The organism is Mesorhizobium sp. M0808 (genome assembly GCF_040320025.1).
GTDB lineage: Bacteria > Pseudomonadota > Alphaproteobacteria > Rhizobiales > Rhizobiaceae > Mesorhizobium.
Genome location: NZ_JAMYOX010000055.1, coordinates 16,066 through 28,554 on the forward strand (window position 1 = coordinate 16,066; position 12,489 = coordinate 28,554).

8 protein-coding genes and 1 pseudogene are annotated in these 12,489 nt (G+C 59.7%); 4 read left to right on the top strand and 5 right to left on the bottom strand.

Going from position 1 to position 12,489, the window contains the following annotated elements:
* Positions 1–690 precede the first annotated feature (690 nt).
* A complete protein-coding gene (locus tag NKI25_RS32800; protein ID WP_353000533.1) occupies positions 691–3,240 on the bottom strand; it encodes a caspase family protein in 2,550 nt (849 codons plus the stop codon).
* Between the two features lie 713 nt (positions 3,241–3,953).
* On the bottom strand, positions 3,954–5,402 hold the full coding sequence (locus NKI25_RS32805; RefSeq protein ID WP_352846425.1) for a caspase family protein: 1,449 nt from the start codon (positions 5,400–5,402) through the stop codon (positions 3,954–3,956).
* Between the two features lie 422 nt (positions 5,403–5,824).
* On the opposite strand from NKI25_RS32805, the gene NKI25_RS32810 reads away from it, so the two are divergent.
* From NKI25_RS32810 to NKI25_RS32820, 3 genes are all read left to right on the top strand, one after another.
* The gene (locus NKI25_RS32810) at positions 5,825–6,919 is read left to right on the top strand and encodes an autotransporter domain-containing protein (RefSeq protein ID WP_352570804.1); all 1,095 of its coding nucleotides are present in this window, start codon (positions 5,825–5,827) and stop codon (positions 6,917–6,919) included.
* A gap of 839 nt (positions 6,920–7,758) precedes the next feature.
* Positions 7,759–8,583 (top strand): PA3715 family protein, encoded by an 825-nt coding sequence (locus tag NKI25_RS32815; RefSeq protein WP_352624033.1) that lies wholly within the window; start codon positions 7,759–7,761, stop codon positions 8,581–8,583.
* Positions 8,584–8,707: 124 nt separating this feature from the next.
* Positions 8,708–9,256 carry a class I SAM-dependent methyltransferase gene (locus NKI25_RS32820; RefSeq protein ID WP_156948240.1) on the top strand — a complete coding sequence of 183 codons (549 nt, stop codon included), beginning with the start codon at positions 8,708–8,710 and terminating at the stop codon, positions 9,254–9,256.
* Positions 9,257–9,588: 332 nt separating this feature from the next.
* Here NKI25_RS32820 and NKI25_RS32825 read toward each other — a convergent pair whose 3' ends face one another.
* Positions 9,589–9,822, bottom strand: a complete 234-nt coding sequence (locus tag NKI25_RS32825; RefSeq protein WP_353000534.1) for a DUF6429 family protein — start codon at positions 9,820–9,822, stop codon at positions 9,589–9,591.
* A gap of 157 nt (positions 9,823–9,979) precedes the next feature.
* Positions 9,980–10,160 (bottom strand): annotated as a pseudogene (locus NKI25_RS32830) (3'(2'),5'-bisphosphate nucleotidase CysQ); the annotation flags it as partial.
* Positions 10,161–10,483: 323 nt separating this feature from the next.
* On the opposite strand from NKI25_RS32830, the gene NKI25_RS32835 reads away from it, so the two are divergent.
* On the top strand, positions 10,484–12,070 hold the full coding sequence (locus NKI25_RS32835) for an adenylate/guanylate cyclase domain-containing protein (RefSeq protein ID WP_352624032.1): 1,587 nt from the start codon (positions 10,484–10,486) through the stop codon (positions 12,068–12,070).
* Between the two features lie 338 nt (positions 12,071–12,408).
* Here the strand turns inward: NKI25_RS32835 and NKI25_RS36620 are convergent.
* A partial coding sequence (locus NKI25_RS36620) for a transposase domain-containing protein (protein WP_502897481.1) occupies positions 12,409–12,489 on the bottom strand: 81 nt, incomplete at its 5' end.

Consider the following 12,489-nt stretch of genomic DNA (forward strand, 5'->3'; position numbering starts at 1 on the left):
GCTCCATGTCGCTTCAGGTGGGCATGATAACGGCGACAGCGCGGAAATAGACATGTGAGGTGAAAGAAGCGCTTTGGCAACGTGCGAGTCGAGGTCAGCTGGGCAAGCATCCAGCGGGACGACGTTGCGAATGACAATATGTGCCGATCCGGACTTTGTCTCTCTTTCTTAGCGTCAGGAAATGGCGCAACCTCCTGGTTCAGGAACCGGAACATCTGGTACAGTCGAGGTGTGGCGCGGTGGCGGTAGGCTGAACATATCTGTTTGCCGCCCGTTTCGTCCGGCGGTGCCTTACTGGTCCTCCTGAATCGATCAAAGGCCACGGAACGCTACGGTCGTGCGATCCTTCTTTGGCCCTCACACCCTGACCTGATCACCCCCCCCAGCCGCCTCCCCCGCCTCCGCTCCCGCCGCTCCCGCCCGAAGGAGGAATGATGACAGGCGCAGGAACAGGCTCCTCTTCAACCGGTATAATCACTTTCTTGGCGGCCCTGGGTTTGGGAGCGGGCTTGACGACCTTTGGCGGAGGAACCCCGCGAACGACCTTCGGCGGGGGCGTGCCGACCAGCGCCGTCGGTTCAAATTTGGGTGTCAGAGAATTGCAGCCCATGAGGCCCGCCAGGACGCCGGATAGCGTTGTTCCGATGATTGCTCGCTTAAATGCCCTTTCCACCATTGCCTCCTCCTTGATCAAAACAAGTCCCGACGCGGATTGGCTTCTTCCCACAATCGTCTGGCCGCGTTCACCAGTTGCGTGTCCAGTGAACCGGACCCGGGGATCTTCGATTTCAGTTCCTGGCGCAGCTGCTTCAACGCCGCCGTTTTCGGCTTCGATCCGAATTTTGCCAGCGTCCTTTGGGCGTCCGGCAGTTCCTTGCGCAGGTCGAGCGCAGCCGCAAACGCGAGGAAACGCACTGCAACGGCCTGATCCGCCTTGTCGCCCTTTTGCAATTCGAGGGCCGCGCGATCGAAAGCTGCGAACTGATCGCCCCGCGCGATCCCAATTTCGAACAATCTTTGCGCTTCCGCTAGGTTCCGTTCCACGTCGACGCCGTCCCGATACATGCGTGCGAGGCTGCCCGGAGCGTAGGGCTGGCCGAGATCGATTGCCTTCTGAAAAAGCGCCAGCGCCTCTTTCGGATCCTTCTGAACGCCCTGCCCAGACAAGTAATTGCGGCCGAGCAGGTTCATCGAATACATGTCCTGCCGCTGGACGCCGGCCTGCAGAAACGCAACGGCGCGGGCCGGATCGGCGGTCACGCCGTTGCGGCCCTCGGTGAAGATCGCGGCCAGATCGTTCATGGCATAGGTGTGCCCCATCGCCGCCGCCTTGAGCAGCAGGTCCAAGCCCTTGCTGGTGTCGGGCTTGACGCCATAGCCATTGAACAAGGCGCGACCCCACGACGTCATGCCATAGGGGTCCCCCTTGTCCGACGCCGCCGCGTAAAGCGCGTTAGCCTGTGCGCGGTCGACGGCCATTCCGGTTCCCGTCGCATACATGTAGCCGAGCTCGAATACGGCACGGACGTGTCCCTTCTTGGCGGCTTCCTCGATGGCTGTCCTGCCCTCGTCGACCTTGCCTGCCGCAAGGAGCGCGCGCCCCAGTTCATAGCGGAAGCGCGGAACGGCGGGATAAGCCTTCACGGCGGCCTCGCAAAGCTCTACCGCGCTGGTGCCTATTTCGTTCGGCAGCAAGCCGGGGACGACCCCTTGCAGGTCGAGAGGTTCGCCGGCAGCCGTATCGCACGGATCCACTGTTGGCGACAGTTTCATTGTGGCGGGCTTGGATGATCTGCTGTCCGCCCGGATTTCGAAGCCAACCTCGACCGTGGCTTCGGCGCCGATCTGGGGTTCGTAGCGCAGCCGGTCGACTTCACCGGACCTCAGGCTCGAGTGGGGCGCCAGGGTTCGATCCGGCAGCGAGAGCGTTCCCGTTGCCGGATAACCCGAAACTTTCAGGCTGACGGCGGGATCATCGGTCGGGAAGTCAAGGTTCAGCGCAACCGGACCGACACCCACGGGAACATTGAAATTTCGGTTTTCGAGCGCCTCGGCCGCACCGGTGATATGAATGCCGCGCTCCAGCACGTTCTGCTTCTGCTCGGCTTCGAGCGAGGCCATGATCTCTTCGCCTTGCGCGCCTTCGCCGCTCTTGACCCGAAATACCACGATGCCTTGGGTTTGGCCTCCCCAGTCGTCATGCGTGGCATAGGCAAGCATATCCACCTCTTCCTGCGTAGCGACACCCTTGGGAACATCCATCTGCAAATGGGGCAGGTCCTTGCCTTGGATCGGCACGCCCACCTCGACAGGCTTGCCGTCCAGCATCAGGCGCCCCAAGGCAGGCGGTCTTTCGATGCTCAATGTGATCGTGCCGCCGTCGACGTCGATCGGTTCGGGCAGGCCCAAGCCGACGGGTCCCACTCCCGACAGCACGACCTTCTCCAGCACCGGCGGCAGCGAGGGGCGATTGCTGCGGCGCATTAGCACGACCTCGTCGATCAGCGACGAGTTCTCCCAGGGAACTTGGAGGCCGTTTGTGGCTTCCACCACATCGCGGCGCACCGCCGCCATTACGGTGCGGATCTCCTGGTTCGGGGCCAGCGCGCGACGGGAAAACGCTGCCGAAAACGGACTGAGTTCGCCGGCGCCGTCATAAGCCGCCGCCCCGGGTTCGGTGGCAAACGCAATCAGGGTGTTCAGCGAGCTCCTCACCTGTGCGAGCCCGGCGTTGCCGGCAGTAATGAGCTGGTCCCTCAGCCAGTAATTCTTGCGTGGGAACGGATTGTTGCGGCAGGCATCGAGGATGATCACCTGGATCTTCGATTTCGAACGCAACTGTTCCAGCACATCGTTGAGCTTGATGGCCTGGACTTCGATGTCTGCCGCCTGCTTCAAGGAGGCATCGACCGGAATCAGGAAGTTTTCGCCGCCGATCTGGAAGCCGTGACCGGAATAGTAGACGACGGCTAGGTCGGCGCCGTCGACTGCGGCCAGATAGTTGCGAAACTGCTCCTCGAACTGCAGCTTGGTCAGATCGCTTGCGACGAAGACCTCAAAACCGGCCAGTCGAAACGTTTTCGATACGTCCTCGGCATCCCTGGCCGGGTTTTTGAGTGCCGGGAATTGTCGGTACTCCGAGTTGCCGATGACAAAGGCGACCCTTCGGTCGGCGCTAGCCTCAAAGGTCGTGAAGCTCGCGAGGAGGAAGGCTGCGATGATTCCGCAAAGTCGGAGCATGGCAATTCCCTTGAACGCTATTGCCTCGCCCACAAGAACACAGCATGTGGTAGCAAGGTCCGTCAGAGAGCATGCAATCTGCCGAGACAGAAAGAGAGAAAAGCCGTCGCGACAGCGGGCATATTCCTCACTTGATCGAATGCTAAATTACATCAGGGACCGAGTGTCTGCAACGTCTGTCACACCTCCAGGCGTGCTCTTCCGATCCCTGGCGCTCTGCTCGGTCGGCCACGCGCCACTTACGAGCCTGCCAGTTCAAGCACAGCGACGGATCAAATCCGGGTAACGAACAGTTCACGGCGACACAGAGCTGGACCGCGCCCGCGCCAAACCATATCTCGGCTAGTACAGTCGACCGGATTGAGCACTACGGGGGCCGTCGTAAGCAAACTCGTTCCCGTTGCCCAGCGAAGCGGCATTTTGACGATTGTCCCGGCAGCTAGAATTGAAAAGCCCGGCGGTTCTGCGCGGTTCGTGCACCATCGAGCCGAGGCAAGATTGTTGGGTCCGAGTGTATGGCGGAGGGGGAGGAACTCGTATCCAACCTTCTCCGGTCCGGAAGACCTCACCAGACAATCGCGTTCATATACGCGGAACGGATCGCCGGAACAGCGATCGGTACGAGCCAGGTTGTTTAGCTGCGGCAGGCGGGCCCAAATCACGCCATGCTGTGGTCGCGTGACAAGAAGGGTACGCGTGGAACAATGGCTTCTCTAGAAAACGCCGCCAATCCCAATTCCGCCATTGATATCGGGAGGAGCAGCTGCGGGAGGCGAGGATTGCGGCTGCGAGTTTCTGGGATTTTTTCGGCTGGGAGCACCCTTTTTCCGCACGGGCGCAACATCTGAGGCGGCACTTGCTCGCCTGGGCCTCTGCGGTACGGTCACAGGGTCTTTGCAGACGCGGCCGGAGTGCAAAAAGAGCTCCCCCAGAAGTTCAACGGTCGGCTCGGTGGCCGACGTTATTCGCTTGGTGTTCTTGTAATACGTGCTGAGAGCATGGAGCGAGCCCTTGCCCCAATCTCCGTCGACGGTCATTCGATAACAACCTAGGCGGCGCAATTCTGTCTGGACACTGCGTACGAGCTCGGCTTGTTTTTCAGGCTTCGTTGCACCAGCCTGCGTGCCAACGATCAAAGTTTCGAGACCGGAGATCACACTTTTCCGGGCCCCTTCGAGGCTGGCAATCTCCGTACCAACCGCATCGGCTGACGCGCCGGATGGCGCCGAAGCCTCCAGCGATCGTAAAGTCTGTCCCACGATAATCACCGCAGTCTGCAAGTCGTTGGAAGCAAGTTCTACCTGGAGTCTTTGCTTCGCGACAGGATCCGACAGGATGCGCGACAAGCTGGCGCTCAACTGAGCCGGGTCGAGCACTTGCTGCTCGGTGAAGTAAAACTGCTCGCGAAGGTTGGACTGATCCCACGGGACCTGACGACCGACAGTGAGTGCTTCAGTCTCGTTGCGCACGCGGATCATCATGTCCGAAATGCTGAGCCCTGGGATCTCGACATTCTTCAAAAGGGCTGTGGTGAACGGGCTGTTGTCTCCCGAGCCGTCCGCCGTGATGTTGCCTGGCTGGGTTGCAAAGGCAACAAACGTGTTTTCGCCCACTTCGACCTGCGCAAGCCCATCCATTACACTTGGGCCTTTGCCCATCGGGTTGTTTCGGCACGCGTCGAGGAAAATGAAGGTCTGCCGTTCCCGACTTGAGAATCGTGCGATCAGGTCGTTGAGCTTGATTGCTTTCGCAGTCAGTTCCCCGATGGTTTCAGGATCGGGCGTGTCGACCGGCAGCAGGTAATTCTCGCCCTGAAGCTGCACGCCATGCCCGGCGTAGAAAATCAGCACCGCGCTGGCGCCCACAAGCTTGCCATCGGCCTGGCGAAAGAGCCTGCCGAAACCGGCAAGGGAGAGATCCACTCCCAGCAGCACATCAAAATTCAGCCTTCCCAGGCTTTCGGAAAGCCTTGTGGCGTCGTTCACCGCATTGGGCAAGTGTGGGAGACGAACACTTTGGTAATCGGAGTTGCCGATGACAATGGCGAGCCGCTTGCTTGACTGTGGCGTTGGTTCATCTTCGACCGCCGCTTGAGCGCGTACCGATCCAACCAGTGCCACCAGCAGAACCATTATGATGCGCAGGAAGGGACTGTGGGTCATGTAACAGGCTCGTTTCAGCATGCGACAATCTCAGAGTCGTCGAAGTGTCGAACCGGCTCACGCTACTCTTGCGCGTGAAACTTATGTCTCGGAGTGCAGCGGTTTTTTTACACCAGAAATCACCTCAAAGAAAGCGCAAGGGTGGTGCTAGCCCGCTTTCTTGACGCAGTGATCATCCGACAAAGTAGCGCTGGCGCGTGCAATCGACAGATCCGGTCGGCAAGCTCCGCCGCAGGTTCTAGCAAGCAGAAATCGAGCAATGTACAAAACCCATATCCCGAGCGGCGAGAACCTGCTACACTCTTGCCAGCGCCGGTGCAATATGTTGCACCCACGCTGCCACAGCCAGATATTGCATTGAGAATCTTCTGCGTATCGCATCCCTTATTACATTAGCTTTGTAGTTAAGAGGGGAAAGGACAATGAAGGAAAGCTTCGCTCGGCGCTTATGCGCAGCGGGCATGTTCTCGTTTGCCGCTGCATTGATCTTACTGCCTTCTCAGGCAAGCGCCTGCATTATCGACAGTGAGGGCATCTTTCTGGACACGAACTGCTATCTTGGAGGTGCGACCAACAGCGTAATTGTCGACACGTCTTTGGGGGCGCTTGGTGATGTAGTTGACAGCGTAGTCGAAGCGGACGTCGGCCTTGCGAACGGGGTTCCGCTCGCTCAGTCGACGCCGTTCGGTGTTTTCGCTTCCGGTCAGTTGGCTCGCACTGAACATGACGGCTTCTCGATTTCGAATAGCTTGGGCGTCCTTGATGGGCCGAGCTTCCGCGTAGATGAATTCTCCGCTGCCATCAGCGTCGACTTCAATGCCGCAAAGCGTTTTGGATTCGGCAGCGAGCATGGGCTGAACCTCGGCCTGTTCGCCGGGTATGCCTCGGCCAAAGTCGATTCCGACGCATTCGGGTTCATCGGGGAGGGTGAAGCAACCAACAGAAGTGGGATGTTCGGCGGCTACGGGCTCATTCGACGCGGCACAAGTTATGCGCTCGTGGCAGCATCTGCGTTCCTTGGGAACACCGACATCGAAAGGGCGGGACGCACTTTCGGCAGCTACGACACACAGGGCTATGCACTGACAGGCTCAATTGGTCGCATCTTCAACCTGACCGATCGGGTGCGACTCGACATCCGCGGCGGATTGTTGGGCGTCATCTTTACCGGCGATGGATACACAGACAGCTTTGACACTGTCTATGGAAAGAGCCGGTTGTCGTTTGGCGCAGTCAAATTCGAACCTGGAGTCTACGCTGATTTTCTGCTCGGCAATGGCATGGTGATCAGCCCCTATGCGCGATTGGATATCCAGGAGCGCTTCGGCTATTCCAACACGGCAAGCGCCGACGGTAGAGAGAGTGACTTTGACGACGCGGACTTTTCGGCTGCACTGTCGTCCGGCTTCAACCTGAAAATGTCTCAATCGATAATGCTCAGCAGCGAAATTCGCGGTAAGTGGTCTCAAGACAGTTCAACCGTCAGCGGCAAGCTGGGTGTGAAGATCGCCTTTTGAATTCGGGATTGGGATCCCGGTAATTGGACTGACCAGCAAAAGAGCTGATCATCGCCACTGCGTATCAGCTATTCTGCGGCAGGATGCTTTTTATGCGGCTGGGTCAATAGCGCGGGCGATGACCCCGGGAGCGGGTCCAGCAGGCTGGCTAAGCGCGGATGGTGGCCTTGCCGCTGGCGATGAAATGCAGGTTGGCGAATCCTCGTCATCGCGTTGGTCGCTCCGCTCGGTCGTGCGCGCGAAACCCACGAGCCAAGCAGCCCAGCCACAACGACGGATCAAACCGGGGTCGCGCCGAGGCAGTGCTGCTTTTCCAAGGCGCCATAGGGTCGCCAGTATCCCGGCCTTGTGTGCCGAGCGGTCGCTCCGAACCCCTTAGCGGCACCCCATTTCTCAGCCCGCACCCGCGCACTGGCCCCGTTAACGGAATTCGGTCGAGGGGTATGGAGGCCGAGCTCCTACATCTTCGAAAGGAAGCGAGCGCCTTTGCTTTCTTTCAGGCTGCCGACGCCAGAGGCAATCCTCTAGTCGAGATTATCTTGGCGACAAATGCGCCTGGTCCCGGCTTTGGAGGGAGGCCGATGTGAAACGGTTCATGGGCGGTACAAGGGCTCGATCCGCGGCCGACCCCGCCACACATCTTGATCTGCCAGTACAGTCGGTCCGTGGATGACCGGGTTCAGCGCTGGGGGCATGCGTCGTAGGGGACTCAAACGAGCTCTCTCGATTCAGCAGTTCATCGAGGCCTCGTTAGCCGCACTTTCCGCGCACCCCTGTGCGCCGCCAGCAATCTCGCGTAGACATGCCTGCCCGCATCCGCGCTGTGACGTGAGAACCTCATGCGAATCCTGTTGCCTGTCTTCTTCCTCTGCCTGACCAGCCTGTCGCCCGCCAAGGCCGCGGCGGGCGATTGCGGCGATGCCGCCGCGCTGGTGCAGCAGGCCTATCCCAAGGCCCGAAAGAGCGCCGACGGCACCTCGTTCACGCTTGAACCCCATACCAGCATCGCCTCGACGCTCCCGGAGAGCGATGCGCCATTCGGCCTGGCCTGCAAGATCTGGCCGGCTCATGACGACCTGCTTTTGGTCGCGGTACCGCTGATTGACAGCGCTAACGGCGACGACCTGCATGTCGGCGATATCGAGCTTCTGGTCGTCGACAGGAATACGCTGCGTGTGCGCCAGCGCCTGCTCCAGCCTGGACTGATGACCGATGATGCCATCGCGATCCGTAAGGTGGAATTCGACACCGGCCGCTATGCAATGGCCCCTGAGGTCACCGCCTTCGGCCTGCGCATCGAAATGGCAAACCATTCTCAGGCCAATCCCTTCACTGAAACCGACCTGCGGCTCTATGCCCTCGCCGGCGGTGCGCTGCGCGTGGTGCTCGACGGTCTCGTGGTGGCCGGCACTGGCGGCGAAGGCGATGCCAGTTGCGCCGGATCCTTCCATTCCAGCCAGGTCAGGCTGACGATGAGCCCGGCGCGCCACCACGGCTATCATGACATCATTGCGGTCGAGCGGACGGATACCGACAATCCCTCCCCCGACCAGAATGGCGAATGCCAGTCCCATCCTGGCAAGCCTGTGAAGCGGACCTACCGGATGCGCTATGACGGCAGCCGCTATGCGGTTCCCGCGGCACTCAAGGTGATGGGGTTGTGACGCGGCCGCACACGTCCCTGCCTTGGTTCGTCAATGTGATCAATTCCAGTTGAAAGGGTATCGACCATTAATTCTCTCGTGGTAGGAGGCGCTCAAGGGGGCTCTTCCCAAAGGAGCTGATAATTTGTGGTGGTCAAGATTCAAAAGGGGTTTTGCCGGAACGTGGGACGACAGACTTGACGGACTATTCTCCGCAAAGGTCGACTACGCCGGAAAATCCATTCTCGATGTTGGCTGCAATATGGGTGTTGTCGCCTATGAGATATCCAAGCTGAAACCCAGCTCGATCCACGGGATAGACATCGCCAAGCCGCACATCGAGACTGCAAAAATGTTATTGAGCGGCTCCCCGGTACATGCCCGGTTCGATCGCCTGAATCTCGGCAGCCGGCGCCTCGGCAATATCCTTCTACCGAAATACGATATCGTCCTGCTGCTGGCCGTCTATCAGCACATGCAGCGCAACATCGGCCCAGGCAAGGCGCGAAGGGTGCTTTCCAATATTGTGAGGCGCACCTCAAACGTCGTTGCCCGCGTTCCGCCTGGAACGGATGGCGAATTCATCGAAACGCTTTCTGACGAGGGGTTCCAGGTGAAGAGCACTCACACATCGCCTCTTGGTAGTCATGTGCTCGTGCTTGAGAAACCTGCCTTCGGAAATCCGCAGCCATGATGACACATTGCTTGCGGTAATCTGCCTCTTCAACATCCCATGTGCCAGCAGCGGGCGCAGACCCGCTGCCTGCCTGCAACTCGGCCCGGGCAACGCCGATTCGCCGGCAGAAAGCATTTGCGGATGGACTTCGCGCCAATGCCGTTGACATTGAGGGCCGCGGCTGCGGTGTTCTCTGCCACTGCCTTAACAGTTGGATGCGCCCGTTGGCGTAGACGAATTTGGCCGTACGGCGAGAGCACTGGCCGTCCCGCCTGCGGTCAGCGCGCCGCCGGTGTCGAAATTCAGCCATGTGCGCTATCAGCTCGCAGGCGCCCGTCCCGCGCTCTGGCTCAGGGCGCCGGGCGAGTGAACAGGGTTCGGAATAGCTCCTCAGCACGCCGCAGTCCTTCATCTGTCAGAACCACTGACTTCGCCTTGTTTGCCGGATTCGCGATCAGCCCCTTCTCGTGCAAGCGATCCAGAGCATTCCAATCCAAACCCTTCCAGGCGCGCCTCTCTTCATGCAGCGTCAGCCGAAGCAGGCCCAGAACGGCGTCGTCGATCTTGTCGGTGTCGATCTCCATGCAAGCAGTCTGACACGCGAAACCGCCTATGCCACGAGCCACACCGGATGGTTACTCCAGCCACAAGGGTTCGGCTGAAATAAGTGCTTCACTCAGGCGTCGCGTACGCGACAGCGTCATTTGCGCGGGCGACGAGCCGGGATGTCAATCATGGTGGCTAAGCGACTGTGGCAGCCTTGCCGCTGGCAACGAAATGCGAATTGGCGAAATCCTCGTCGTCGCTCTGGTTGCGCTTACCGCAGGCGAGCGGCGCACCATTCAGGTGCGCGTCATGCTGCCAGCAGCGCGCGTCACCCCGCCGCGGTGTCCCATTCCATAGTGCGACCGACGCGCGGATACGTTTTGCGGGACACTTTCTTCTCCGACGCGCTCTCCGAGCGCAGAAGTCCCAACCTTGCCAGAGGTGAATTCTTGACCGCTGAGCAGTTATCGCGGAGCGGATTCCGGGCCACAACCGACTTTGCGACATCCCTTCACTGATTCACTGTCCGTCTAGCGCCAGAATGCGAAATCCGCTGTGAGGGTCGGGCTTAGCAACAATCGCTCCAGGTCGGTCCGACGTTGCAGGGCTGACGTGTTTTCATCGAGCCAAGACTGACTCTGGTACCGTGCCGGGAATGAGCTATAGTTCAGATACTAATGACGGCCGGGCGCTTGCACAATGGCTGGACTGGGTGAACAGATTGCGCGCCAGCAGCGCACCATGGGACCGCTCCTTGTGGCGGCAGTGGTCATCGGCCTTATCGGTCTGCCCGTCGCAGCCTGGCTCGATCTCCGAGACCTGTCGGAACGGATGCTGCGCAGGCAAGCCAGCGAAATCAGCCGCATCATCGACGAAATGCGCGGATTTTACGGCAGCGACGTCGTGGGACGCGTGCTGCAAGCTAACGGCGCCGTGACTGCGACGCACAACTACCGGGACGTGCCAGGTGCGATCCCTATTCCAGCAACCCTCTCGATCGAACTCGGCAAGCGCATCAGCGCTCATGACGGCTCGGTCAAATATCGGTTCGTCTCGGATCTGCCCTTCAAAGGTCGCGCGCCCCACCAGCTCGATGCGTTCGAGCGGAATGCAATCTTGGCTTTGCGCGCCAACCCGAAGGAGCCGATCATCGAGGTCTCGGGTTCACTGTTTGACCGGCAGGTCCGCGCCGCGGCCCCTGTTGTAATGGGACAAGTCTGCGTGACCTGCCATAACTCACACCCGGACAGCCCCAAGACGGACTGGAAGGTAGGGGATGTCCGAGGGATCCAGGAGATATCAGTCAATCAGCCTATCGCTGCGAACGTGCTGACCTTCAAGTATCTGCTTCTATATTTCGGCTTCGCAGCGGCGGCGGGCCTGACGTTCATTCTCCTGCAGCGTCGGCAGTCCACGTTGGTTCAGGGCATCAACAAGGAGCTTTCCGAGGCAAACGACTTCCTGGCCGCGATTTCATTGAAGATCGCCAAATACCTTTCGCCTCAAATTTACAAAAGCATCTTCAGCGGCCAGAAGGACGTCACCATCGCGACCGAGCGCAAGAAGCTCACGATCTTTTTCTCCGACGTCAAGGATTTCACCGCGATCGTGGAACGGCTCCAGCCCGAGGACCTGACGCTTCTCCTCAACGAGTACTTCACCGAGATGTCGACGATCGCGCTCAAACACGGCGCCACCGTCGACAAGTTCATCGGCGACGCGCTTCTTGTGTTCTTCGGAGACCCCGAGACGCAAGGCATCGAGGAAGACGCGAGAGCCTGCTTGCGCATGGCTGTCGACATGCAGCGTCGGGTGGAGCAGTTAAACAGGGTGTGGCGTGACCGCGGAGTTGAACGGCCCTTCCGAGCTCGCATGGGCATCAACACGGGCTATTGCAATGTTGGGAACTTCGGTTCCGATGATCGGATGGACTACACCATCATCGGAGCCGAAGCGAACTTGGCGGCCCGTCTGCAGTCGATTGCCGAGCCCGGCGGCATCTGCCTCAGCTATGAGACTTACGCGCTCGTGCGCGACCTTGTCCGGGCGCGTCCATTAGCACCGATTGCCATGAAGGGGATAAGCCGGGAGGTTGTCCCCTACGAAGTCGAGGGCCTTCTGGGTGAACTCGCCCAGCGCCCTCAGGTCATCAGCGAGCACGCGACTGGCCTCGACTTGTTCCTCGATGTTGAGGCAATCGACGAGAACGGGGTGGAGCGGGCGAAGAAACGACTTTCGGAGGCGCTCCTGGCCTTAACCGTCCGAAGCAAGCCCGCCGCATTTTAGGTTCTTGAACGTGATCCAATCTGGACCGTGGCCAGCCAAGTAAAGTCCGGTTCAACACCGTTCAGCCGCGCCGGGTCCCGGCCAGGAGTTCGCGCGCATCATGCTCGTTGATCATCAGCGCCGTCAGGGCCGAGGCGTCGATGAACATCAGTCATTCTCGTACAGGCTGTCGCGAAACGCCTTGTAGGCGGGCCTGCCGTGATCAGGCTTGCCCCGGGCTCGCAGATCACGGCAGAACCTGACGCCGATCTCTACGAGGGACGGTCTAGCCTGTTCGCGCTCAAGCTCATGCTTGAGCGCGGCATGACGGCCTTTGGTAAGCGCGTAGCTGATGCCGTTTAGCGCTGGTAGTTCCAAGGCATGAGCGCCTCGATATCGCTGTTTCGCCAGCCATTGGCGATGCGCTCGAGGGTCTGGGT